Genomic DNA, 25520 nt, shown 5'->3' on the forward strand with positions numbered 1-25520 from the left:
TAGTTTGACGGTTTTGCCAGTTTCTTGCTCTCTATTTAAAAAAGAAAAGGCGTAAGCCGCTGGTCCGTACTACAGGCAGAGGCTTACGCGCAGAGTCAATTCGCTTTCGGGCATCCCTCAGAGCAGATGCCCATTTAACCTCAGAACAGCACCGAGTAGTTCAGCCCAAAGGTCCGTCCGCGCCCCTTATAGGTATAAAGCGCTGCGTCGCCGTAGGTCGGGCTATAGAGCCCCGGCGCCCGCTGCCCCCACACCGTGGTGTAATCTTTATCCAGCAGGTTCTCCACGCTGAAGCTGAGTTTGCCGACCGGCAGCGCATAGCTTCCCAGCAGGTCAACGGTGTTATAGCCGTTGATTTTCTTGCCGTCCGCATCGGAAACGTCAAAGGTTTGCGTGCTCTGCACGCGCAGGTTCCAGTCGCCAGGCGCCCAGTTCAGCCAGGCGCTGACTTTGGACGGGCTGGCGCTGTCGATGGTCAGCTTCTCCCATTTACCCTCGACGCGCGTTTCAGATTTAATGACGTTGAAGTTAGAGCCGGTGCTCCATTCGCTGTCGTTAAAGAAGTAATCAACCTGGCCTTCCACGCCATAGATGCGGCGCTTATCGTCATCCAGGTTAATCGTCATATCGGTTTTATTGATACTGATAGTTTTATCCGACAGCGAATAGTAAGCCGCCAGCTGGGTGCGCAGGTTATCACCGGTATAGCGCCAGCCGAGCTCGTAAGAATCGACTTTAATCCCATCGAGCTTCGAATCATTGACGTTAACGCTGTTGGTGAGGTTGTAGTGCCCGTTCGCCAGGCGATAGGTGCCGGAGCCGTAATATTTGGCCAGATCGGGGATCTCAAAGCCCTGCGAGAAGTTAAACCAGACCTGCTGGCGCTCGGTCAGACGACCCAGAATGCCGGCATTGAAGAGCAGGTTATTGTAATCGGTCGAGCCGCCCGGCACCGCATCCGCCGAGTTGGCCTGGCCGGTGGCGATTGCCTGCTGCTGCGCATAGCCGACAAAGTCGTCCACTTTGTTTTTCGTATACTGATACCGCACGCCGCCGCTCAGCGTGATGGCGTCGATGTCGTAGCTCGACTGCAGGAACGGCGCGAGATTGGTGATGCTATAGCCTGGATAGCGCCCGACGTTATAGGCGTTTTTTAGCGTCATGCCGCCGCTTTGCGCCGCGGTATTCAGGTCAAAAAACTGCTGATTGGCGTCAAAGGTCTCATGGTCGGCGTCAACGCCGTAAGTCAGCGTCAGGGCATCGAGCGGCTGGCTGTTGAGGGTCAGTTTGCCGCCATAGAAATCGGTCTTTTGCTGCGAGGCGCCGATACTGGAGACGCGGTTGCGGGTAAGGGTAGGGAAAGGATAGAAGGTCAGGCTCTCGTCGCGATAGTAAACCTGCGCCACCAGATCCTGGCCGAAAAAGTCGGTATTGGAGTACTGCACATTGATCAGATGGCGTTCGGTGCCGGGCAGGCGGTCGGAGTCGAGATTGCCTGAGTTATAGGCGCTGCCGGAGCCGGTTACCGCCGAGAAATTCTCGCCCAGATAGAGGCCGTGCTTGCCGTCCGATTCGCTCTTGAAGTACTGCGTGGTGAGCTGCAGCTGCTGGTTCTCATCGATATTGAGCGTGCCCGTGCCCATCACATCCAGACGATCGGAATACTGCAGCCCGGTTTGGGTATTGTCGATGATCGCCTCGTTGCCTTTGCCGTCGTACCAGCCGCCGTAGCGCTGATAAGCAACCGACAGGCGACCCGAGGCCTTGTCGTCGCCGCCGCTCACCGCCGCCGCGACGTTCTCATCATGATCGTTATGGCTGTTGAACCCGCTTTTGACGCCGGTTTGCAGCTCCGCCTGCGTGCCCGGCTGGCCTTTTTTAGTGACGATATTAATTAAGCCGCCGGTACTGCCGCCGCCATAGAGCGAGGTCGCGCCTGAAATCACCTCGATACGCTCGATATTGAACGGATCGATCGCGTCCAGCTGGCGGCTGTCGCTGCGTGACGAGTTAAGGCGAACGCCGTCCACCATCACCATCATCGAGCGACCGCGCATGTTCATACCGTAGTTGGTGCGTCCCTGACTGCTAACGTCCATGCCGGGAATGAGCTGCGCCAGCACCTCTTTTAACTCCTTGCCACCCTGAACCTGCTGCTCAATTTCATCCTGCTCGATAATCCAGGTGGTTTGCGCCATTTCCGCCACGCTGCGGTGCGAGCGGCTGGCGGAGACCACCATTTGATCCTCTTTTATCTCTTCGGCCCAAGCGCCGGAAGAGAGCATCGCGAGTAAACAAGGATTTAAAACCCACAGATACGGCTGTTTCATTTTTTATTTTTTTCCGATGGCGTGTTCAAAACTGAACTGTATTAACGGTGTGTTGAGGATCCCGATCGTGATTTTCCGGCTGCTGCGTGCGCCACTGGATCACGCCAGGGGTGGTGCTCAGCTCGAACGGCTCTGCCGGGTGCGCACGGTTAAGAATGCGGGCGGCGCGCCAGGCCATCAGGCTGAGCTGGGGTTCCGCAATGCCCAGACGCTGCATCCCGGCATTGACGGCAAAAAGGCTGTTGCTTTCCGGTCCGTCCCAGTTAAGGGTGAAGTCGGTGTTGATCTGGAAATTTTCGTCGCGATCGAGCTGCAGGCGATGCGCAACAGGCGCCAGAAAAGCGGGACGCGCCGAGCGGTAGCCGGTGGCGAAAATCACCACGTCGGTCGTCAGCTGCTCTTCGCCGCGATCGAGATGGTGACGCAGCCTCAGCTGCTGCGCCTCCTGCGCCTTATCGAGCGAGATCACCGAGCGCGACGGCATCAGGCGCGCCCAGGGCTGCTCGCGCAGCACCTCAAAGCGGTGATACATCGCCCGATAGATGGCGAGAAGCGACTCGCTGGTGATGCCGTCTGAGGTCATCTTCTGCTCGTTCAGCATCTGCTGGCGCGCGCTTTCGTCCAGCGTCGAGAAGCTTTCCAGGTACTCCGGCGTGAAGTACTCGTTGGCGAAGGCGGCTTCATCCAGCGCGTTGAAGTTATTCCTGCGCGACACCCAGTTCAGGGCTGCGGGCTGGCCCCATTCGCCGCGGAAGATATTGAGAAACAGGTCGGCGCCGCTCTGGCCACCACCGACGATGGTAACGCGCTTGCCGTGCAGGTCCGGCCGACGCAGCATCATTTCGCTGGCGTGAAAGCAGCGATCGCTTTGTTCGGTGACGCACGCCGGCAGCCGGGCCTGCTTTCCAATGCCGAGACAGACATGGCGTGCCTGGAAACAGTCATGCGCGGTTTCAACCGTGAACAGACGCGTCGCGTCGTTAAAGGTCACGCGGGTGACCGGCTGGTTAAAGGCCAGATTGCTCAGCCGCTTCGCCACCCAGGCCAGGTAGTCGGAAAACTCCTCCCTGGAGACCGTGCGCTGCTCGGTGGTGAGAAAACGGTAGAATTTCTTTTGCTGCACCAGATAGTTGACAAAGCTATAGCGGTTGGTCGGCTCGACCGCGCTCACCAGGTCTTTAAGAAAGCTGGTTTGCATTGCGCAGTCCGGCACCATCATGCCGGGATGCCAGGCGAAGTCGGGTTTGCGCTCAAGAAACAGCGAGCTAAAACCGTCCAGTCCTTCCGCCAGCGCGGCGACGCTGAGGTTGAACGGGCCGATGCCTATGCCAATGAAATCATAAGGCTTCATTTTGCAGACTCCTGGGTCACCAGATAGAGAGGGTTATCGAGATCGGTAAGGTAGTTGGGCAGCATTCGGCTGCCGCCGTCGTGCTCTGAGAACCTCAGCTTTACCGGATTAAGCACGACGCGGATGATCTGAGGTTTGAAGAGATCGAACAGGGCGAAGCGATCGGCCATTGCCGGGTGTTGCGCCATATAGCGCTGCAGCACGCTGGCGAGAAGGCGATAAAAATGGCGTTCGTCGATGCCCGACTGCAGTGTCAGACGGGAGATAAAACGCAGCACGGTGACAAAGTGCCCGGTCTGCAGATCGTGAATAAGGTAGTCGGCGCTCAGGCGCGCGGTGACCTCTTTCACCGCGGCGGGCAGCGACGCCGCCTCCGGGAAATCGCGATCGACAAGGCGCATATCGCCCTGAAAATCCTTCAGCAGAATGCGCTGCGGAATATGGTCCTTCATCACCAGCGTGACGTTCTGACCGTGCGCGATAAGCGCCACGCCGTAGCGACACATCAGGTGATAGAAGGGGATCACCACCACGTCGAACATGCGGCTCAGCCAGCTTGCCGCATCCAGCCCCGAAGCCTTAATCCAGGCGTCAATCAGCGGGCGTCCGGCGTTGTCGGTTTCCATCAGCGCGGCCATCAGCACCGCCTGTTCGCCTGCCTGCAAGTAGCAGCCGGGGCTTTCGCGCCAGATCACGCCGAGCATCTCCTGGTAGCGATAGGGCGCCTGCGGCAGCGCGGCGTAGCCTTCGTGAGACAGGTAGCCTGCGGCCGGCTCCGCCAGAATCCGGGCGCCGGTGGCGCGCAGCGTCTCATCCTGCGCGAACTGTCGCGTTAACCAGCCGGAGGCGAGCGGCCCGGCGGCGATATACTTGCCGGGAATGCCGCGATAGCAGGAGGTGTTATAGATGGTCAGCGGCAGTTTGATGTCGAATCGCGCAGCGCGGCTGACATTAGTCAGGGTGCGCAGCGACTGCTGCGCCAGATAGCGGTCGCCGAAGGCGCCCAGCTCGACTATCTCGCCGCGCGCCAGCTGCGGCAGAAAGTGAATCGCGATTTTTTGCTGCCACTGCCAGGGATGAACGGGCAGCGCCATCCAGCTGTCGTCGAGTCCGACTGACTGCCAGTGCTGGTGAAAACGCGTCAGCTCGGCGTCATCCATGGCGCTGGCAAGCAGGGTAGAGATGTCGCACGCCTCTTCATGGCTCCAGACCAGCTTATCCCGGCGCACCGCGACCCAGTGCAGCTGAAACCGGTTGCGGTACTCCGGCGCATAGGTGCGCAGCGCATCCAGCCCCCAGCCGCGCCGCCCTTTGTTGAAGATGAACTTGGGATGTCCGCTGAGCAGGCACTGCAGCTCATCCGCATTGAGCGCGATCAGATCGTCGGCGCTCAGCGAGCGGCGCGCTTCCAGCAGCTGCAGATCGCCGCGCAGCGTGGCGTAAAGATCTTCAAGATGCTCGGCCGTCTGGGCATCGCTCATCTCCAGCGCCACGGCCAGCTGACGCAGCAGCGCGTCAGCCTCCAGCGGCCCGCCGCTGAGAGAGGCGGGATCGATATGCAGCCAGCCCCAGATGCCGCGGCTGGCGGCAAATTCCCAGCGCGCTGAGCCCACGATGATTTCCCAGCGGCCAGCTGACCGCTCTATAGCGCGCAGCGCCTGCTCATACTCTAGCTCGGCGAGAATTTTGGCGATCATCTCGCGGTTGACGCGCTCCCACATCATAACCCCACCTCCGTAAAGAAGCGGTGGCGCTCGCTCATCACCAGGCGAGAGCGTTTGTGGGGGAAATCGAACTCCTTGAGGGGGTGATAGCCGGCAACCGGCAGATGGCGGAACAGACGCTGATTGTCGTAGCGCGGTTCAGCGACGATGCGCTGCGTACGGGGCTCGTCGAGAAACAGATAGTGCGTCAGTCCGCGCAGCCAGCTGCGAATAAAGTGCGCGCCGCGCCACGCCTCTTCGCCCACCAGCATGTGCAAACCGCGATCGTAAGGCTGCCAGCGGTAGTGACGGCCGATGCGATCTTCCGCCGCCCAGTAAATTTCGAAATAGCCGAACGGCTGGTCGTCAAAGCAGCCAATCACCGGAATGCAATATGCGGAGTCGAGCTGCTTGCGCAGGTAGTTTTCCAGCTCCGGCTGCGGCGCCGCCATTTCCCAGAAGGCGTTGACGCGGGGCGCGTTCATCCAGCGCGTAAAGCGCGCGGCGTCCTCCGCCACGTCGGCGACGCGAAAGCTGAGCGTCCGCTTGATCTGCGGATCGTAGCGGCGATAGATTTCGCCTTCCGGCCTGGCCGGACGCACGGGATAGAAGAGCTGACGCTCATCGTCGAACTGCATTTTGCCGCTGGCCGTCGGGCGTTCGCCGCGGCGCCAGATCGGCAGCTGCCAGAAGGTTTCGCGGGAAATGTAGTCGCCGTCGACCGCCGCGAACAGCGCCTGCGCCTGCGGCTCATGCTGCCACTGCGCCCAGGGGAGATGAACGCCGCTCAGGTGCGGTGCGGCTACCAGCAGCTGATCGATCGCCTCGGCAAGCCAGCCTTCCGGTATCGCCGCTATAAACTGCAGCGCGGCGCTGTTGTCCAGCCCGAGCATGAGCGGCAACGGCTGTCCGGTCAGCGCACAGCGGAAACCGGTGTCGCCATGTACGATATGCGCGTTTGGCATCACGGCTTCTCCCTGTAGAACGGATTCTGGAAATCGAAGTAGATCACCGCCGGATCGGCGATGGTGTTTTCGTTGTGGTCGTAGAGATAGCAGTTGAAATTGCCTTTACAGTTCCAGTGTCGGCTGTCGAGCACGTAATCAAGGCTGCGGGTATCGCTGACGCGACTGCGCAACGCCGCCAGCCGGTCGCGCACCTGCGCCATCAGGCGCTCTTCGGTCTCGAAGCCTTCGGCGCCCAGCGCGGCGGTGACCGCCAGCGTGGAGTTGACCAGCAGGTAATAGGGGAAGTAGCGCAGCACCTGCTCGCGACTAAAGCGGTTTTCCGCATCCGCTTCGTCAATCTGCGCCAGCCAGTCGGCCGCGTTTTCCGTGAAGCCGCTGCCCTGGCAGTCGCGGTAGAGCAGGCCGACCGGCAGATCCTGCTGCATCTCCACCAGAATGTTTTGCTGATGCGCCAGCAGCACCAGGCCGTAATTGGCCTCGGTGCCGAACAGCGGCAGCAGTACGCGATCGCAGTAGGCGTTCAGCCAGCACTGCGCCGCCTGGGCAAGCGTCAGCCCGAGCCGAACGCTCACTCTTCTTACCGCTGCCGCCAGCAGGCTGTCGCCGCCGTCTGGCGCGGCCTGCGTCAGGCTGACCAGCACGTTGGTCTGGGTTGCCGGGGTATCGAAGAGGCTGTTGACGCGAAACGCCATCAGGCTCTCTTCCTGGATCGCGCCATCAGCGGCGCGCAACCCGGCCCAGCCATCCTCCTGCATCACGCGCATAGTGGGATAGTCCATCTGCAACGACTGCCAGCGCGGGGTCTGGGCGAGACGCGCCAGGCGCATACCGCGCTTCACCTCTTTCACCGACAGGGTCCGCACCGAATTAGTCAGACGCACGCTCAGCGAGAATTTGATCATGTCGCTGCTGGCGGGCGAGTAGAGCGAACGCGACGAGCTGGTAGGCAGCCAGGCGCTGCCGCATTCCCCTAAGTCCGCCAGCGCGCCGCTGGCGACCAGCTGCTGGCACCACGCCTGCGACAGCAGATAGCGTGCCTGCCACGGATGCATCGGGATCAGCCAGCGCTGGTCGGTAAACTGGCTCAGCAGCGCGGGCGCGCTCTGCGCGGCAAAACGCAGCAGACGGGCGCGCAACGACAGGCCAAGGCTTTCGCCCGCCACATACTCGCTATCGACAGCAAGCCAGTGCAGCGGGAAGTCAGAGGCAAACTCAGGCAGATAGCGGCGCGCTTCTGCTTCATCAAAAGGCTCGTGCGATTTCGGGGCTGGGTGGAATGCGTGCCCCACCAGCAGCGCCTGCTCGGCCTCAGCAAACGAAAGCGGTTTGTTGCGTAGCTCAGGCCAGCGATGACGCACATTGATCGCCTGCCAGGTATTGGCATGGCTTTCGCCGACGCGCTGCTGGAAACGCTCGATGACGTCGCTGCTGAGTTCTGCGCGAATAGCCGGTTTTGCCAGGATTAGCGCTACCAGGGTTGCAAAGCTGATGGCTTCGCCCTCAGGCGAATCCGGGCTGATGAGCCGCGCGGGAAACTGATACTGATGGTGCTGAGTAGGAGAGAAGTAGCGCAGCGGCAGGCGGATCGCCTGCGATGACGAAAGGGGCAGGTCAATATGCTGCCTCTGGCCGGGCGCAGCCTCGGCAACATATTTCCAGTCGCGCGTTTCCCGAAAAAGTGCATTGAGAAAGCACTGCGCCGCCACGTCAACGCCAGCCGTTTGAGAAAAGCCATCCATAAGATAATCTCACTTCTTAACTGATAATGATTATCGTTATGATAATTATTTAATTTACAAAGGCAATCATTTTTGCAATATTTGCATACATCTAATGAACTGTATATCCCTGTTTTTAACGGTGTCTTTACATTTATGTGTCAGTTATTACAGAGCAGGCGGGTATGACGGGGCCGGGTAAATCAAGCTGGCCGCTGGCTTTTTGCGCCGGGCTGCTGGGAATTGGTCAGAACGGCTTACTGGTCGTGCTGCCACAGCTGGTAGAGATGACCGGCCTGACGCTCTCGACCTGGGCCGGTTTATTGATGTTTGGTTCGATGCTGTTTCTGCCCGCCTCGCCATGGTGGGGACGCGTCTCCGAAGTGAAGGGCTGTAAATTTGTCGTGGTGGCGTCGCTGTCAGGCTATCTGGCCAGCTTCGGCATTCTGGCACTGGCGGTCTGGCTGATGGCGGAAAAGCGGGTCGGCATGCCTGCTGGGCTTGCCGCGCTAATCCTGTCGCGGATGGTGTACGGTCTGACCGTCTCGGGTATGGTGCCCGCCGCGCAAACCTGGGCGATGCAGCGCGCTGGCGCAGAGCGGCGCATGGCGGCGCTGGCGGCGATCAGTTCCGGGTTAAGCTGCGGGAGGTTGCTGGGGCCGCCTCTGGCGGCGTTGGCGCTCAGCCTTTATCCGATGGCGCCGCTGTGGCTGATGGCCGCCGCGCCGCTCTTCGCCCTGATGCTGATCGGCCGCGAGTATGGCGATCTGCCGCTGGCGCCGGTGGCGCATCATGCCGCACGCTGGCATAGCAGTTTGCTGCCGCTTCTGGCGCTGGCGGCGCTGCTCGCCCTCAGCATCAGCCTGATGCAGATCGGACTGGCGCCCGTGCTGCGCGATTACATGAGCGAGCCCGCGGCGGTCAGCCGTCATATCGCCTGGCTGCTGAGCCTGGCCGCCATTGCGACGCTGCTGGCGCAGTTTCTTGTGGTCAGGCCGCAGCGGCTGCAGATTCAGCCGCTGTTGTTTAGCGCAGCGGTAATGATGAGCGCAGGGCTGGGCATCATGGTTGTCGGCAACCTTATTTCGCTTTATGTAGGCATCGCCGTCACCTCTTTCGGCGCCGCGATGGCGACCCCAGCCTATCAGCTGATGCTTAATCAAAAACTCTCTATCGGCAAAGGCGCGGGCCTCATCGCCACCAGCCACACGCTTGGCTACGGCCTGAGCGCCTTGCTGATCCCCTTTATCACGTGGCAGTGGGGACAGCACCAGGTGCTGGCGGGCGCATGGATAGCATCGGTGATGTTTTTCATGGTGGCCTGTTGGCTGCGAGTAACGGCAAGCGCGGAAAGCGCGCGCTGAACGTCAGGAAAAAATATGGATCCCATTCCAGCCTACCGCTTATTCAATGTCACCCTGCTGCGCAAAAGATGGCTCTCTCCCTCGCTGGTGAGCTGCCTCTTTACGGGCGAAGAAATAGAGATGATGAAGCGCGATGGGCCCGATCAACGCATTAAAATTCTCTTTCCGTCGTTACAGGGGATTCCCGCCTCGTTAACCGCGCATCTTCCGTGGCGCGAGCAGCTTAAAGCCTTGCCGCCCGAGCAAAGACCGATACCGCGCACCTACACGCTGCGCGCGGTTAACGCTGCCGACCGCCTGGTGGAGGTGGAGTTTGTGATTCATGGCACAGAGGGGCCCGCTTCGGCCTGGGTCATTGGCGCCGCGCCAGGCGACGCTCTGCAGATGGTCGCGCCCAATCGGCAACACGCCGCCGACAGCGGGGGATATGAGTGGCGGCCTCATACCGAGGTAGAGCGCGCGCTGGTGGTCGCCGATGAGACGGCGCTGCCGGCGGTGAAAGGGATCCTTGAGCAGGTGGCGCAAATGGCGTCGCCGCCTGCGCTGCAGATTTTTCAGGAGGTACCGCGGGCGGAGGACTGCGTCGACTGGCAGGAATATGCCTTTGCCGAGGTCTTCTGGCTTCCCCGCGACCAAATCCGGTCGGCGCACGACGCAGCGCTGCTGCAGGCGGTAAAGGCGAACGTCGCCGTGCCTGACTCCGCGCTCCGCGCCTCTCCGGCGTCCCTTGAGGTCGAACAGGAGAGCCTGTGGCGCAGTGCGGCGTGCAAAAACGATCGTTTTTACGGCTGGGTGGCGGCGGAGTCCTCAGCCGTCAGGCATATCCGGCGCTATCTGGTGAGCGAGCGCCAGCTGGCGAGCGAGAGCGTGAGCTTTATGGCCTACTGGAGCAAAGGTTAACCGCGTCGGTTCGCTTAATTTACCGTGCGGAAAGCGATACGGGCGGAGGCGAGGCGCACTGCGGTACGGCGCGCCTCAGAGAGACTTGTCAGGAGTTTTCAGAGGAGCGCACGGCGTAGAAGCGCGCTTTTTGCCGCTGCCGCTCCCTGCGCGGCATCACCAGGCTGGCGATGATAATCACCAGCGTCAGACCGCCGGTCGCCAGCAACTCATTTTGATGCTGCGCGTTAAATAACATGCAAACTAGCACGGTGACGATAAACAAAATGGTCAGCCAGGTCAGACCGGGAAACAGCCACATGCGGTAACTCAGCGTTTCGCCCGCTTTTTCGCGCTTTTTGCGCAGCACCAGATGAGAGAAAGCTATCACCAGATAAACCAGCAGCGCGATGGCGCCTGAGCTTGCCAGCAGGAACTCAAACACCACGCTGGGCGCCAGATAGTTAGCCACCACCGCGACAAACGCCGCCGCCGTCGAAAGCAGCACCGCAACCCATGGCGTACCGCTGCGCGTGGTGCGCGAGGCCGCCGCAGGCGCATCTTTTCGACGCGACAGGGAGTAGAGCATGCGCGAAGAGGTATAGAGCGCCGAGTTAAGGCAGCTGCAAACCGCGATCAGCACCACGACATCGACGATGAGTTTGGCGTGCGGGATATTCATGGCCTGCAGCACGGTCTGATAGGATCCGTGCTCAACCAGCGACGGCGAATTCCAGGGCACCAGCGCGACCACGAAAAATATCGACAGCAGATAGAACAGCGCGATACGCCAGATAACCGAATTGGTGGCCTGAGTGATCTGCTTGCCGGGGTTCTTCGATTCGGCGGCTGCGATGGTAATAATTTCGGTACCCATAAATGAAAACATGGTGGTCAGAATCGCCGCCATCACCTTGCCGATGCCGTTGGGCATAAATCCCTGGGTGTCATAAAGATGCTGAAGGCCGCTGGCGCCGCTGTTGGGCAGATAGCCGAATACGGCCAGGCCGGCGGCACACAGGAATGCGACGATCGCCGCGACCTTGAGCAGGGCGAACCAGAACTCGAACTCGCCGTAGTTTTTTACGCTCAGCAAATTGGTTAGGGTTAAAACCACCGTAATAGCGAGCGTAAACTGCCAGATGGCGATCTGCGGAAACCAGGCGTGCAGGATGGTGCCGGCCGCGTTCGCTTCCAGAGGGATCACCAGCACCCAAAACCACCAGTAGAGCCAGCCGATGGTAAAGCCGGCCCAGCGGCCGAGCGCCTTGTCGGCGTAGGTAGAGAACGAGCCGGAGTCCGGCAGCGACACCGCCATCTCCGCCAGCATACGCATAATCAACACCACCAGCGCGCCAGCGGCGGCATAGGCGATAAGCACCGCCGGGCCCGCCTCGGCGATAGCGTGGCCGGATCCCACAAACAGGCCTGCGCCAATCACGCCGGCAATGGACAGCATGCGCACATGGCGCGGCTTTAGATTTTGTGCCAGTGCATCTTCATTCGCACTCTGCATTCTCGTCATCAATACATCTCCAGAACGGCTCCCGGGCTTGTGTGCCCGGGACGAGCAGGGGGGACAGACTCGCGGCAGCGAGCCGGGAAGCTGATACGTTTTATTTACAATTCCCGACAAAGGCTTTTATTAATGCGTGCGGAGAGGTAAGTTGCCAGAGCCAATTTCAGAGAGTGGGATGGAGCCAATTGCAGCTGTTATATGCCGATCACTTATTAGAGCGACTGCAGGTTTTGCAGAGTGGTTCGCTACAGCAGCGACTGCTGGCCTGCATACAGGCCGCTATTATTGAAGGGGTTTTTCCTCGCGGCGGACGTTTGCCGCCGACGCGCGACATGGCGCGCGAGCTGGGCGTATCGCGTAATACGGTACTGCATGTTTATGAAAGTTTAATGGCGCAGGGCTATGTTACGGCGCGCACCGGCAGCGGCACCCGCGTGGTGGAGACGCTGCCGGAGATTTGTCTGCAAAGTCAGGCGATCGATCTGCTTCAGCCGGTTGCCGCGCCGCTGCCGGCCACGCTGTCAAAACGCGGCGCGATGCTGCTAGGGCATGCCACCGCCTCGCCCTATCAGTGGGGCGCCTTCGTGCCCGGCGCGCCCGACGTGACCGAATTCCCGCATAAGCTGTTTAGCCAGATTCAGGCGCGGCTCAATCGCGATCCCGACGTTCACCGACTGATTTACAGCAGCGGCGGCGGCTGCCCCGATCTCCGTCATGCGCTGGTGGAGTATCTGCGCGTGGCGCGATCGGTGAAGGCGGATGCCGATCAAATTCTCATCACCGAAGGGGTGCATCAGGCGGTGGATCTGGTGAGCTGCGTGCTGGGCGATCCTGGCGATCTGGTGTGGATGGAAGAGCCGGGATACTGGGGCACGCGCAACCTGCTGCGTAAAAACGGCATGAAAATTCGCGCCATCCCGGTCGACGACGAGGGCATCGTGCCGGCGTCCGGGCCGCCGCCTCGCATGGTATTCGTGACGCCGTCACATCAATATCCGCTGGGCGCGCACCTCAGTCTGGCGCGGCGTAAAGCCCTGCTGGCGCTGGCGCGACGTCACGGCAGCTGGATTATCGAAGATGACTACGACAGCGAGTTTCGCTTTTCAGGCGCGCCCTGGCCGTCGCTACAGGGGCTGGAAGAGGATGCGCCGGTCATCTATATGGGCACTTTTAGCAAAACGCTCTATCCGGCGCTGCGCATTGGCTACATGGTGGTGCCGAAGATGCTGGCCGAACCGATGCGCACCGCGGCGACCGAACTCTACCGCGGCGGTCATCTCTTGATCCAGCGCGCACTGGGTGAGTTTATCCGCCAGGGGCACTACATGGATCATATCCGCCGCATGCGGTTACTCTACGGCCAGCGGCGTCAGTTCTTATGCAAGCTGATCGAGCGCTATCTGGGGCCGTCGTTTTTACCGCCGGTCAACCATGAAGCGGGGCTGCATCTGGTGCTGCGGCTGCCGCCGGGCTGCGATGACGTCGCGATTACCGCAGAGGCGCTCAAGCGCGGCGTAAAGGTGCGGCCGCTCTCGCAGTACTATATGCATCCGCAGCGCGAACGCGGATTGCTGCTCGGCTACGCCTGCGTCAATGAGCGGCAGTGTCAGGACGCGTTTGGCGTCCTCAAAGGCTGTCTGGTCGCGGCGGGCATCGAGGTTAAGGCGCAGTAATGTCTTAAACGGTGACAAGGGCGATGTTTTTCTCTTTCAGCGCCAGCTGAAATGCGCGATCAAGCTTGTCTTCAATAACCAGAACGTCTATTTCTTCGCAGCTGGCGACGGAGAACCTGGCGACGCCTGGGATTTTCTCTGCGGTCAGCCCGATAATGGTCTGGCTGCTTTGCCTGATAGCCGCTTTCTTAAACTCACAGTCATCGTAATTAAAGCCTGTCAGTCCAGTATCGGGACTCATGGCGCATCCGCCTATAAACGCCTGGTCAAACATCACGCCTTTCAGCTGCTCAATGGCCCTGTTGCCGACGCAGCCGCCGCTGTTTTTATCAATGCGACCGCCAAGCATAATGACGTCAATCGCGGCAAAGTTCAGCAACGCCGCGGCGATATCGGGCGCATTGGTGACCACCGTAGCGACGAGCGTTGCAGGCAGAAACCGGGTCATAGCCAGATTGGTGGTACCGGCATCGATAAAGATGCAGCTCGCATTTTTTATTCGCTCTGCGCACTTTTGCGCGATGGCCTCTTTAGCTGAGAGATTGTGCTCTTTTCGTATCGCAAAAGTGCCGGCATCCGGCACGATGAGCACCGCGCCGCCATACACCTTTTTGCACAGGCCTTCCTTGCTGAGTTCATGGAGATCGCGCCGAACCGTATGCTCTGAGACACCCAGCTGGCGGGCGAGTTCGGCGCAAACCACGCGTCCCTGTTCGCGCAAAGTTTGTCGGATCAACGCTTGCCGCTGCTCCGGGAAAGCTGCATAATCGAGCATAAATTACCTTTAATATTATTATAACGCGCTTAAGTGAGCATGATCGTGCATGCCACCGCACCTGTCAACCCGTTCCTGCTGCGCTTTTACCCGTACGCAGAAGGGGTTTGCAGCCATCTGACGAGGAACTACATGGTTATGCCATTCACCCGAATTACTTCGCGCCATGCGACGCGGCTGGCTTTTTTTATTGCGGGCGCGCTCACCGCCGCCTGGGCGGTTATCGTGCCCTATGCTCGCGCCAATACGGGCGTCGATGAGGCGACGCTGGGCACGTTGCTGCTCTGTCTGGGCGTCGGCGCGCTGATCGCGATGCCGGTAACAGGCTCGCTCACCAGCCGCTTCGGCTGCCGTCGCGTCATCATGGTTTCCATGGCGGTGATTATCGTCAGCGCGCCGCCGCTGGCGTTTATTGCCAATCCGCTGCTGCTGGGGCTGGTGCTGCTGCTATTCGGCGTGGGCATGGGCGTCACCGACTGCGCCATGAACATTCAGGCGATCCTGGTGGAAAAGCAATCATCCGTTCCGCTGATGTCGGGTTTTCATGGCATGTACAGTTTTGGCGGCATTGCGGGCGCGGGCGTAATGACCTTGCTGTTAGCGATGGGAACAGAGATTGCTGTCGCGACGCTGCTGGTTAGTTTTATGGTGCTGGCGTTAGCCATACTGAGCTATCCGGGGCTGTTGACCTACGCCAACCCTAAAGAGGGGCCTGCGTTCGCCAGGCCGCGCGGAATCGTTTTGTTGCTGGGGATTGTCTATTTTTCCGTGTTTCTGACCGAAGGGACGGTGCTGGACTGGAGCGCGCTCTATCTGACGCAGGTGAAAGGCATGCCGGATACCCTGGGCGGTCTGGGATATACCTGTTTCGCCGTGGCCATGACCGCCGCCAGGCTAACGGGCGACCGCATTGTTCGCCATCTCGGCCGCTTAACCGTGGTTGTCGGCGGATCGGTGATGACGATCGCCGGACTTGCGCTGGTGATCTACGTTCCCTCGTGGCACCTGTCGCTGCCGGGATACGCGCTGGTAGGAGCCGGCTGTGCGAATATCGTGCCCGTGATGTTCTCGGCGGTGGGGCAGCAGAGCGTGATGCCGCAGTCGGTTGCCGTTCCGGCCATGACCACCCTGGGATATCTGGGCGTGCTGAGCGGCCCGGCACTCATTGGCTATGTCGCTCATTTCACGTCGCTCGCCGTCGCCTTTTCACTCATCATGGGGCTAATGCTGTTTGTCGGCGCGCTGGCGTTCAGCCTGAATCTTGGCCGCGCGCGGTCGGTAAGGGAAAACGCATGAAAATCGCACACGTGGCGTTATGGACCAGAGATCTTGAAGCGCAAAAGGCGTTCTGGCGGCATTTCTTCGCCGCTGAATCGAACGATCTCTATATCAGCAAAAACCGGCCTGGCTTCCGCTCTTATTTTGTCAGCTTAGCCGAAGGGCCGACCATTGAGCTGATGAGTCTGGACGGACTGGAGAGCGGCCCGCACGGGAAAGAAGTGACGGGATGGGCTCATCTCGCCATCACGGTAGGCTCTCGGCAACGGGTCGATGAGATGGTCAGGAAGGCTGACGCCAGTAACATATTGGTTAGCCCCGCGCGGGTCACCGGGGATGGCTATTATGAGGCGATTATCCGCGATCCAGACGGCAATCTGATTGAGATTGTAAGTTAGGGTGGGAACCTGGGCCGATTATCGGCCCAGAGATCGCGCGCCGCATTCGCTATGCGGCGATCCTGCCGCGCACGATAACCTTTCCTGGCTTGCTGTCGCCATCCTGCACGCGGCGAATCGCCAGGTTGAGCGCCTGCCAGGCGATCTCCTGCAGGTCGTGGCTGACGCAGGGAAAGTGGAAACCGTAAATCTCGGCGTGGGAAACATGATCGATACTGAAAAGGTTGACCTCGTCCATGAGCCGCAGTTTGTGCTCGATACAGGCTTTAATGATGCCCAGCGAGATCTGGTTATTACAGCCGACAAAGTAATCTGGAGCCTGATGGCTGTTCAGCCAGCGGCTGGTTTCGCGCCACGCGGCATCCATAAAGAAATCGGCGTACAGAATTTCGAACGACTCCACCTTGCCCAGCAAAGCCGCCTGCAAACCAGTGACTCTTTCACGCGCGACGTTGGAATTTTCCGGCCCGGAAACCACGACGACGCGGCTGGCCTGCTGCTCTAACAGCCAGCGGCCGGTCTGCAGGCCGCAGTCCAGGTTATCGATATAGACGCCGCTGCAGTGCGACGCCTGCAGTTCGCGATCGACCAGTACGACGGGAATGTTGAGAATTTCCAGCCGCTTCATATAGGCGGGATGATAGTTAACGTCATTGGAAATCACGGAAAGAATAATGGCGTCGACGTTATAGCCGATCAGCTTATCGATAATGCGGTCTTCCGCTTCCTGCGATTCGCAGGAGTCAAACACCAGCGTGTCGTAACCCATCTTTTGCGCTTCCAGCGTCATCAGCCGCGTCAGTCCGCCAAAAAACGGGTTTGCCATATCAGGATTGACGATGCCGATGGTTTTACTGGCTTTCGCCCGCAGGTTGCGCGCGGCGGCATTCACGACATAGCCAAGCTGCTCTGCCGTTTCGCGAATGCGCTGCAGCGTTTCCGGATGCACTTTCTCAGGCTGCGAAAACGCCCGGGAAGCGGTAATTTTACTGACGTTCGCCTGCGCGGCGACGCTTGCCAGCGTCGCCTTTCGTCCCCGACCTGCTGCCAATTTCGGCTCCTTAATTAAACCACATCATTTTGTATCATTTACAAATCATGACAGATCCTGGGGTGCGATGCTAATGCTGATTGTTACGCCAGCCGGTTTACGCGCGGATCGGTGAAAATATCCAGCTCATCGCGGCTTTCAGACGAGAACTCCGAGACCACCGCTCCGTTATCGCCCGCCTGAAACCAGTGGCGCGTATTCGGCGCGATGGTGTATTGCTCGCCGGGCCGCAGCAGGACATAGCCGGTGCAGGTGTACCAGGCCTCGCTTCCTTCCGGCACGCGGCAAACCGGCGCGCCGCCGGCGTCATTCTCTGGCAGGCTGCTGTCGTCCACGAACAGGTAAACCTCGCCCCAGCGGCAGCGAAACGTTTCCTGTTTGCCCGGCGTGCCTTCAAACGGCGGGTGCAGATGCTCAGGACAGGTTTGTCTGGGAAACAGCACCAGCTCTTTGGCGCAGTAGCGCGGCGAGTTCACGTAGGTCAGCAGCTGCAGGCCGGAAACAGGGTAATCCGGCAGTCCGAACGTGGCGATCTCAATACGCTGCTGCTCTTCCTGCGTGAGCGTAATGTGGGCCTGACGCAGCGCGCTCAGCGTGTGTTGCACATATTCATGGGTGTCCGTCATCGCTTCCTCAACTCATCATAATGGTATCGATAACATTTATTGCAGGGCAGCCAGGGTTAATCTGTGATCAAACTCAATGTTACTCATTGCTATAGGGTTTGGTTGTTAACCTTAATAATGATTTTTTAACAAGCATCACAGTTTTGCAGCTTTATTTGCAGCAGTATCGCCGCAGTTAAATGATATCGATACCATTAAAATGATCTTACCGGGGGCATAAAATGAAAGCATTGGTTCTGGCGCAAGCGGGCAAAATCGCCATTGAAGATCGCCAATTCGATGAAACGCTCGGCGATAACGACGTCGAAATTAAAATTCACTCCGTCGGCATTTGCGGCAGCGACGTTCACTACTATCAGCACGGCCGCATTGGTCCTTTTGTGGTTGAGGCGCCGATGGTGCTGGGCCACGAAGCGTCGGGCGTGGTGCTGGCCACCGGCAAAAATGTCACTCACGTCAAACCCGGCGATCGCGTCTGCATGGAGCCGGGCATCCCGGATCTGAACTCGGCCCAGTCGCGCGCCGGCATCTACAACCTCGATCCCGCCGTACGTTTTTGGGCGACGCCGCCGGTACACGGCTGTCTGCGTGAAACCGTTATTCACCCCGGCGCCTTTACCTTCAAACTGCCCGATAACGTCAGTTTTGCCGAAGGGGCGATGGTGGAGCCGCTGGCGATTGGCATGCACGCCGCGACCAAAGCGGGGATTAAGCCAGGGGATATCGCGCTGGTGATCGGCGCCGGCCCTATCGGCGTCGTGACGGCGCTGGCCGCGCTCGCAGGCGGATGTTCAGACGTCATCATTTGCGATCTGTTCGATGAGAAGCTGGCGGTCGCCGCCAACTACGACGGGTTGCACGCGGTTAATATCAAAAGCGGCGATTTGGCCTCTACCGTCGCCGCGCTGACCAGCGGCAACGGCGCTGACGTGGTGTTCGAGTGCAGCGGCGCCAAACCGGCTATCGCCACGCTGGCGCAGCATGCCGCGCCGGGCGCGACCGCGGTGCTGGTCGGCATGCCGATCGATGCGGCGCCGATGGACATCGTGGCCGCGCAGGCGAAAGAGATTACCTTCAAGACCATTTTCCGCTACGCCAATATGTATCCGCGCACGCTGCGTCTGCTGAGCAGCGGCAAGCTGCGCGTGCAGCCGCTGATCAGTCAGACCTACAAATTCAGCGAAAGCGTCGCCGCTTTTGAGCGCGCGGCCGCCGGCAACGCCTCAGATATCAAAATCATGCTGGAAATGGAGTAACTCATGTCGCTCTATGCGGGCATTGACTGCGGAACGCAAGGCACCAAAGTCGTAATTGTCGACAGCGAACAGGGGGTGATCCTCGGCGAGGGCAGCGCCGCGCACCGCCTGATCAGCGACTCCAGCGGCCGACGCGAGCAGCAGGCGGCGTGGTGGATCGAGGCGCTGGTGGACGCTTTCCAGCAGGCGGTTTCTCAGGCGGGCGTGGATGCGCGCCGCATCAACGCGCTGGGCGTCTCGGGTCAGCAACACGGCTTTGTGCCGCTGGACGAGCAGGGCGAGGTGCTGCACAGCGTCAAGCTATGGTGCGATACCGAAACCGCCGACGAGAACGCCGCGCTGCTGGCGCAGCTGGGCGGCGTAAGCGGATCGCTGGCGCAGTTGGGTTTAACGGTCGCCACCGGCTATACCGCTTCGAAAATCCTCTGGTTCAAACAGCAGCATCCCGAGCTCTGGTCGCGTCTGCACACGGTGCTGCTGCCGCACGACTACCTTAACTTCTGGCTGACCGGGGAGCGCGTTGCGGAGTATGGCGACGCATCCGGTACCGGAATGCTGAACGTGCGCACCCGCGAATGGGATCGCCGCACGGTATCGCTTATCGACGACAGCGGGCGACTGTGGGCGGCGCTGCCGCCGCTGAAAAGCGCTGAAAGCTGTATCGGCACGCTGCGTCCGGAAGCGGCGGAAAGGCTGGGCCTCTCTACCGCCACGCGCGTCGCCACCGGCGGCGGCGACAATATGATGGCCGCTATCGGGTCCGGCAATATCGCCGCCGGCACCGTGACCATGAGCCTCGGCACCTCCGGCACGCTGTTCGCCTGGTCTGATGCGCCCGTCGTCGCCGACACAGAGGCCATTGCCGGTTTCTGCTCCAGCACCAACGGCTGGCTGCCGCTGATATGCACCATGAATGTCACCTCCGCGACCTCCTCGGTGCAGGCGCTGCTGGAAGAGGATGTCACGGGGTTTAACCGGCTGCTGGAGCAGGCCGCGCCTGGAGCCGGCGGATTAGAGATGCTGCCTTTCTTCAACGGCGAGCGCGTGCCGCCGCTGCCTCATGCGCGCGCCAGCCTGCATAACCTCGACAGCGACAACTTTACCCGCGCCAACCTCTGCCGGGCGGTGGTGGAGAGCGCCACCTACGGTCTGCGCTACGGCCTGGATCTGTTTCGTCGCCAAGGCATCGCGGCGCGGGAAATTCGCCTCACCGGCGGCGGCGCACGCAGTCCGCGCTGGCGGCAGATTGTGGCGGACGTGACGGGCTGCCCGGTGGTTTGCCTGAAGGTCAACGAGACGGCGGCACTGGGCGGCGCGATTCAGGCGATGTGGGCGACCACGCTGGCGGACCATCCGCATCAGCAGGCGCAAAGCGTGCTCAGCGATCTCTGTCGGCGTTTTGTCTCTCTTGATGAGTCAACCCGCGCCGAGCCTGACGCCGAACGTCAGGTGCAGTACGACGCGCTTTATCAACGTTACCTGCAGCGCCTGCAACAGGCTTACCCGGAGGTTTCACTGTGACACGCGATCCGCACACGCAACAGCCCGCTTATCTGCTGGAAGTGACCGGCGTAAAAAAAGCCTTTGGTCCGGTCGTGGCGCTGAAAAACGCTGAATTCGCCCTGCGGCGTGGCTCGATCCATGCGCTGTGCGGCGGCAACGGCGCGGGAAAATCGACCTTCCTGAGTATTCTGATGGGCTTTATCCAGCCAGACGGCGGCAGCATTTTCATCAACGGCGAGCGCTGTGAGTTTCATCATCCTAAAGATGCGCTCGCCGCGGGCGTGGCGATAGTGCAGCAGGAGCTGAGCGCCATTCCCGATCTGACCGTGGCGGAGAATATCTGGCTGGGGCGCGAACCGCGCCGTCTGGGTTTCGTCGATTTCGCCACCCTGAACCAGCGCACCCGCGACCTGCTGAAAGAGCTCGATTTCACTATCTCCGCCACCGAGAAAATGCGCAACCTCAGCGTCGCCGAGCAGCAGCTGGTGGAGATCGCCAAGGCGCTCTCCCATGCGAATGCCGACATCATCATTATGGACGAGCCCACCTCCGCAATTGGGGAAGAGGATGCGCAGAAGATCTTCCAGACCATCACCCGGCTGGCGCAGAAAGGCAAAGGGATTATTTATGTCTCGCACCGGCTGTCGGAAATTTTCCAGATCGCCGATAGCTACACCATCTTTCGCGACGGCGCCTACATCCACGAAGGTTTTATCGCCGACATCACCCGCGAGCAGCTGATTGAGCACATCATCGGCGGCGAGTACGACAGCGAATTCGCCAAGTTCAACCAGCCGGGCGAGGAGGTGATGATGGAGGTAAAAAACCTGCGCTGGCGCGACAAAATCAAAGATATCAGCCTGCATCTCAAGCGCGGCGAGATCCTGGGGATTTATGGTCTGGTGGGGTCAGGGCGCAGCGAGTTTCTCGACCTGGTCTTCGGCATCAATCATGCCGACAGCGGCACCATCCAGTTGGGTGACACCACCCTGGGACGCCATTCACCGAAAGAGGCGATTAGGTGCGGCATCGCCTATGTCACCGAAGACCGCAAACAGACGGGGCTGGTTCTCTGCCGCTCGGTTAGCGAGAACATCAATATCTCTTCTTTTGGCGCCATCAGCCGGTCGGGCTTTATCAATGAGAAGCAGGAACGCGATCGCGCCAGCGAGATGATTAAACGCTTTAACGTCAAAACGCCGGACGGCGATCAGATTGTCGGCAACCTGAGCGGCGGCAACCAGCAGAAAGTGGTGCTGGGGCGCTGGGCGCTGCTCGATCCGGATGTCCTGCTACTGGATGAGCCTACGCGCGGCATCGACGTGGGCGCTAAAAAAGAGATCTATCGCTTTATGTCGGAATTTGCTCTGAAAAACAAAGGGATAATTATGGTCTCGTCAGAGTTGTCGGAAATTATCGGCATGAGCGATCGCATACTGGTCTTCCGCGACGGGCAGCTAGCCGGTGAATTAACAGCAGCGCAGGCCACGCAGGCCGAGCTGATGAAACTGGCGGTATAACAGAGAGATAATAAGATGAACGGTACGCATTCTATGACACCCGGGGTTTCGTTTTTTACGCGCAACAAGCGCCGCATGCACAAGTACGGCATCATTATCGCCTTCTTTGTCCTGTGTCTGATTGTCGCGGCAATCGGCGAGGTACAGGTGGCGAAGGGCGCCTGGACCAACAACTACTTTCTCAGCAATGAAAATATGCTGATCGTCCTGCGCCAGGTCTCAATCAACGGCATTCTCGCCATCGGCATGACTTTCGTGATCATTACCGCCGGGGTCGATCTGTCGGTGGGATCGGTACTGGCGCTAAGCGGCATAGTCGCCGCGCGTTTCGCCACCAATAACAGCGGACTGGCGATTGGCGATACCGCGCATGCGGTCATGATGCCGTTAATCATCGCGCTGGGCATCGGCATCGTCTGCGGCCTGATTAACGGGACGGTACTGGCGCGCTATCGTCTGCAACCTTTTATCGTCACCATGGGCATGCTGTCGGCGGCACGCGGGCTGGCAATGCTCACCACCGACGGCAATCCGGTCTCGCAGCTGAACCGCGATTTCCGCTGGCTGGGAAATGGCTATATGGCCGGCATTCCGGTACCGGTGATTATCTTCGTGGTGCTGTTCGGCCTGGCCTGGCTGCTGCTCAACAAAACCATTTTCGGCCGCTACATCTATGCGGTAGGGGGCAACCCCAAAAGCGCCCGCACCTCCGGCATTAGCGTGGTGCGCATCAAAGTGCTGGTCTATACCCTGTGCGCCGCGCTGGCGGGGGTGGCCGGGCTGATCCTCACCGCCCGCACCGGCTCCGCGCAGACCAGCGCCGGCGCTGGCTATGAGCTGGACGCCATCGCCGCCGTGGTGATCGGCGGCACCAGCATGGCTGGCGGCGTCGGGACGCTGCTTGGCACCTTCTTCGGCGTACTCATTATCGGCGTGATGAATAACGGCCTCGACCTGCTGGGCGTGCAGTCCTATTACCAGCAGATCATTAAAGGCGCCTTGATTGTAGTGGCTGTATTGCTCGACCCGTCGCGTAAACAACAGCGCGATTAACCCTACTTATATAAAAAAAGCGACCAGGAGATAAGAATGAAAATGACCAAAATTGCATTGCTTGCCTCGGCAATGATGATGGGCAATATGGCGGTGGCGCAGGCCGCGCCGGTGAAAATCGCGGTACTGATGTACGGCAACAAAGCGGAGTTTGTGCAGCTGATGGAGCGCTACGGCAAAGAGCATCCGGCAGTGAAAAGCGGCGATGCGGTATTGACCTTTTATGACGGACGCTACGACGCCTCGGTGCAAAATGACCAGGCCGCGACCGCCATTCAGACTCGCGCCGACGCGATTATCGTGAACCCCATGGATTTTGAAGCCAATATCGATATCGTCACCAACGCCAACGAGGCGAAAATTCCGGTCGTCGTCACCAACGCCCGCCTTAATACCGAGGAGATGACCTCGGAAGTGGTGTCGAACGACGAGCTGGGCGGTTATCTGGAAGCCAAAGCGGTGCTGGACAAGCTGCAGTGCAAAACGAAAAAAGTAAACGTGGTGATCATCGAAGGGCCGAAGGGCGGCAGCGGTGAAATTCAGCGCGGCAAAGGCAACGATAAAGCCATTGCCGAATGCGGCCCGGGTCAGGTGACCGTGCTGGAGCGCAAAACCGCTAACTGGTCGCGCGCCGAGGCGCAGCCGCTGATGGAAAACTGGCTGCAGAAACACCGTGGCAAAATCAACGGCGTGATCGGCCAGAACGACGAAATGGCGCTGGGCGCGATTGAAGCTATTAAGGGCGCTGGCCTGAACGTGAAAGATTTCGCCATCGCAGGCGTCGACGGCGTGTCAGATGCTATCCATGCGGTTCAGGCTGGCGAAATGGTTTCCATTCTGCAGGATGCGAAAGGCCAGATGCAGGGCGCTATCGATGTGGCGATGCGCGCCGCTAAAGGCGACAGCTATCAGCCGCAGTCCGACATCTGGAAACAGTACGCGAAAGATCTGAACTGGAACGGCGGCACCAGCAAACACTATTACATTCCCTGGACGGTGGTGACGCCGGAGAATGCGCAACAGCTGCTGGATGCGCGTAAATAAAGGCATGGACGCACCTGAGCCGCTCCCAGCGTTGAAATGCCCGCTACGCTGAGAGCAAGGCCCGCTTAAATGACAAGATATGCGCGCGCGCGGCTTCGGCGGCGCGCCGCATATCGCCTGACGCCAGCGCCGCGATAATCTCGTTATGCTCGGCGATGACTTCGTCGATATGGGTCACGTCCGACAGCGTAATCGCCCAGAAGCGCTGCGCCTGCGCATGGATCACGCTAAGAATATCCGACAGCCGATGATTGCCGGCGATATCCGCCAGCACCTGATGAAACGCGCGATCCAGCAGCATGATCTGCTCCCGGTTGCGGGATTCGCTCGCCTGTTCGATCTGCTGATTCATCTCGCGCAGCTGGGCAAGGCCGGCATCCGTCACCTTCTGGCTGGCCAGCTCCACGCACAGGGTTTCGTTAACCAGACGCACCTCAATCAACTCCAGCGCGTCATCTACCGACAGCGGCGCAACCATCACCCCTTTACGCGGAATAATCTGCAGCAGCCCCTCGGTTGAAAGGCGATGAATCGCCTGATTGACCGGCGTGCGGCCCATGGTTAAATCCTCCATGACCTGCGCGGTATTCAGGTACTCGCCCGGCTTATAGCGCAGCGTAATGAGCTTGTGCCTGAGGGCGACATAAGCCTGTTCGTTCAGCGAAAGCGTTTTATCCGGTCTGGCCGGGTTCACATTTTCAAGAGCCGTCTCACTCATCACATCATTCCTTTTCTTGTCTCTGAGACATATTACACAAAAAGCTGGCATGAAAATCGCTACTTTAGAATTACTGTGAAATTTCACTGTGATTTCTTAAGGAGCGTTTTCATGCATCTTCAGTTCACCATCGCCGACGAAGCCGCGAATATCCTCAATGTCGAGGTAACGCATCTTGTCATCGCAGGCTGGGCCGGGCGCGACAGCGAAGCGGTTTTGCACCATATCAGGGAGCTGGAAGCCCTCGGCGTGCCCGCTCCCGGTGCAGTGCCGCTGTTCTATCGCGTCGCCACCAATCAGCTCAGCCAGCAATCGCAGCTCGAAGTGGTCGGCAATGAAACCTCAGGCGAAGCCGAGCCTTTCGTGTTCTCCCATAACGGCGAGCTGTGGGTATCGCTCGCCTCGGATCATACCGATCGCCATCTGGAAACGTTTAGCGTCGCGCTTTCCAAACAAGCGTGCATTAAACCGGTCGGCCGCAGCGCATGGCGTATGCGTGACGTCGCCGAACACTGGGACGCGCTGGAGCTCACCTCATGGATTGAAGAGCAGGGCGAATGGGTGATCTATCAGCATGGAACCCTGGCGTCGCTGCTTACGCCGCAGGATTTGCTGGCACGTTATCTGAATAACGGCGAGGCGGATGAAGGACTCGCCATCTCCTGCGGGACGCTGGGCGCAATTGGCGGCATACGTCCTGCCAGCGCGTTCCGCATGGCGCTGCACGATCCGGTGCTGAACCGCACCCTCGAGCACAGCTACTGCACCGGCGCGCTGCCGGTGGTTGCATAAG

Annotated in this window: 21 protein-coding genes; 11 read left to right on the forward strand and 10 right to left on the reverse strand. The window is 59.7% G+C overall.

The window, feature by feature from the left end; translation table 11 throughout:
• Positions 1-140: 140 nt before the first annotated feature.
• Genes JS46_RS04355 through JS46_RS04375 form a run of 5 tightly spaced genes read right to left on the reverse strand, consistent with a single transcriptional unit; the run spans position 141 to position 8091 of the window.
• A complete protein-coding gene (locus JS46_RS04355; RefSeq protein WP_033748412.1) occupies positions 141-2330 on the reverse strand; it encodes a TonB-dependent siderophore receptor in 2190 nt (729 codons plus the stop codon).
• Positions 2331-2355: 25 nt separating this feature from the next.
• A complete protein-coding gene (locus tag JS46_RS04360) occupies positions 2356-3681 on the reverse strand; it encodes a lysine N(6)-hydroxylase/L-ornithine N(5)-oxygenase family protein (protein ID WP_033748414.1) in 1326 nt (441 codons plus the stop codon).
• Entirely contained in the window at positions 3678-5405 is a 1728-nt protein-coding gene (iucC, locus tag JS46_RS04365) for an IucA/IucC family siderophore biosynthesis protein (protein ID WP_033748416.1), read from the reverse strand. The genes JS46_RS04360 and iucC overlap by 4 nt, the downstream gene beginning before the upstream one ends.
• Positions 5402-6349, reverse strand: a complete 948-nt coding sequence (locus tag JS46_RS04370) for a GNAT family N-acetyltransferase (RefSeq protein ID WP_033748418.1) — start codon at positions 6347-6349, stop codon at positions 5402-5404. The genes iucC and JS46_RS04370 overlap by 4 nt, the downstream gene beginning before the upstream one ends.
• The gene (locus JS46_RS04375) at positions 6349-8091 is read right to left on the reverse strand and encodes an IucA/IucC family siderophore biosynthesis protein (protein WP_033748419.1); all 1743 of its coding nucleotides are present in this window, start codon (positions 8089-8091) and stop codon (positions 6349-6351) included. Before JS46_RS04375 ends, JS46_RS04370 begins: the two co-directional genes overlap by 1 nt.
• Positions 8092-8255: 164 nt before the next feature.
• On the opposite strand from JS46_RS04375, the gene JS46_RS04380 reads away from it, so the two are divergent.
• Complete coding sequence (locus tag JS46_RS04380; protein WP_033748420.1) at positions 8256-9434, forward strand: MFS transporter; 1179 nt, start codon at positions 8256-8258, stop codon at positions 9432-9434.
• Positions 9435-9449: 15 nt separating this feature from the next.
• Positions 9450-10334 carry a siderophore-interacting protein gene (locus JS46_RS04385; protein WP_033748423.1) on the forward strand — a complete coding sequence of 295 codons (885 nt, stop codon included), beginning with the start codon at positions 9450-9452 and terminating at the stop codon, positions 10332-10334.
• An 88-nt stretch (positions 10335-10422) separates the two neighbouring features.
• On the opposite strand, the gene gabP is transcribed toward JS46_RS04385, so the two are convergent.
• Positions 10423-11838 (reverse strand): GABA permease, encoded by a 1416-nt coding sequence (gene gabP / locus JS46_RS04390; RefSeq protein WP_072010391.1) that lies wholly within the window; start codon positions 11836-11838, stop codon positions 10423-10425.
• A gap of 179 nt (positions 11839-12017) precedes the next feature.
• Between gabP and JS46_RS04395 the strand changes: the two genes are divergently transcribed.
• A complete protein-coding gene (locus JS46_RS04395) occupies positions 12018-13505 on the forward strand; it encodes a PLP-dependent aminotransferase family protein (protein ID WP_033748426.1) in 1488 nt (495 codons plus the stop codon).
• A 4-nt stretch (positions 13506-13509) separates the two neighbouring features.
• On the opposite strand, the gene JS46_RS04400 is transcribed toward JS46_RS04395, so the two are convergent.
• Positions 13510-14280, reverse strand: coding sequence for a DeoR/GlpR family DNA-binding transcription regulator (locus JS46_RS04400; protein WP_033748427.1), 771 nt, complete (start codon positions 14278-14280; stop codon positions 13510-13512).
• A gap of 138 nt (positions 14281-14418) precedes the next feature.
• On the opposite strand from JS46_RS04400, the gene JS46_RS04405 reads away from it, so the two are divergent.
• Both JS46_RS04405 and JS46_RS04410 read left to right on the forward strand, forming a co-directional pair.
• Positions 14419-15576 (forward strand): MFS transporter, encoded by a 1158-nt coding sequence (locus JS46_RS04405; RefSeq protein WP_152560666.1) that lies wholly within the window; start codon positions 14419-14421, stop codon positions 15574-15576.
• Positions 15573-15956, forward strand: a complete 384-nt coding sequence (locus JS46_RS04410; RefSeq protein ID WP_033748429.1) for a VOC family protein — start codon at positions 15573-15575, stop codon at positions 15954-15956. The genes JS46_RS04405 and JS46_RS04410 overlap by 4 nt, the downstream gene beginning before the upstream one ends.
• 49 nt (positions 15957-16005) lie before the next feature.
• Here the strand turns inward: JS46_RS04410 and JS46_RS04415 are convergent, their stop codons facing one another.
• Together JS46_RS04415 and JS46_RS04420 are read right to left on the reverse strand one after the other, a co-directional pair.
• Positions 16006-17007, reverse strand: a complete 1002-nt coding sequence (locus tag JS46_RS04415) for a LacI family DNA-binding transcriptional regulator (RefSeq protein WP_033748431.1) — start codon at positions 17005-17007, stop codon at positions 16006-16008.
• Positions 17008-17090: 83 nt separating this feature from the next.
• Positions 17091-17633, reverse strand: a complete 543-nt coding sequence (locus tag JS46_RS04420) for a sugar isomerase (protein WP_033748433.1) — start codon at positions 17631-17633, stop codon at positions 17091-17093.
• A 221-nt stretch (positions 17634-17854) separates the two neighbouring features.
• Here JS46_RS04420 and JS46_RS04425 point away from each other — a divergent pair, with 221 nt between their 5' ends.
• Genes JS46_RS04425 through JS46_RS04445 form a run of 5 tightly spaced genes read left to right on the forward strand, consistent with a single transcriptional unit; the run spans position 17855 to position 24009 of the window.
• Positions 17855-18889 (forward strand): NAD(P)-dependent alcohol dehydrogenase, encoded by a 1035-nt coding sequence (locus JS46_RS04425; protein ID WP_033748435.1) that lies wholly within the window; start codon positions 17855-17857, stop codon positions 18887-18889.
• 3 nt (positions 18890-18892) lie between these two features.
• Entirely contained in the window at positions 18893-20410 is a 1518-nt protein-coding gene (gene xylB, locus JS46_RS04430) for a xylulokinase (protein ID WP_033748436.1), read from the forward strand.
• Positions 20407-21912, forward strand: coding sequence for a sugar ABC transporter ATP-binding protein (locus JS46_RS04435; RefSeq protein ID WP_051905563.1), 1506 nt, complete (start codon positions 20407-20409; stop codon positions 21910-21912). Before xylB ends, JS46_RS04435 begins: the two co-directional genes overlap by 4 nt.
• A 33-nt stretch (positions 21913-21945) precedes the next feature.
• Positions 21946-22965 carry an ABC transporter permease gene (locus JS46_RS04440; protein WP_369799136.1) on the forward strand — a complete coding sequence of 340 codons (1020 nt, stop codon included), beginning with the start codon at positions 21946-21948 and terminating at the stop codon, positions 22963-22965.
• Between the two features lie 36 nt (positions 22966-23001).
• Positions 23002-24009: a substrate-binding domain-containing protein gene (locus JS46_RS04445; protein WP_033748440.1), complete on the forward strand. Its 1008-nt coding sequence runs from the start codon at positions 23002-23004 to the stop codon at positions 24007-24009.
• 43 nt (positions 24010-24052) lie between these two features.
• On the opposite strand, the gene JS46_RS04450 is transcribed toward JS46_RS04445, so the two are convergent.
• Positions 24053-24727: a GntR family transcriptional regulator gene (locus JS46_RS04450; protein ID WP_033748441.1), complete on the reverse strand. Its 675-nt coding sequence runs from the start codon at positions 24725-24727 to the stop codon at positions 24053-24055.
• Between the two features lie 111 nt (positions 24728-24838).
• Here JS46_RS04450 and JS46_RS04455 point away from each other — a divergent pair, with 111 nt between their 5' ends.
• Positions 24839-25519, forward strand: coding sequence for a DUF2848 domain-containing protein (locus JS46_RS04455; protein ID WP_033748443.1), 681 nt, complete (start codon positions 24839-24841; stop codon positions 25517-25519).
• Position 25520: the final 1 nt, after the last annotated feature.

Origin of the sequence: Pantoea sp. NGS-ED-1003 (assembly GCF_000738765.1) — a bacterium.
Lineage (GTDB): Bacteria > Pseudomonadota > Gammaproteobacteria > Enterobacterales > Enterobacteriaceae > Pantoea > Pantoea septica.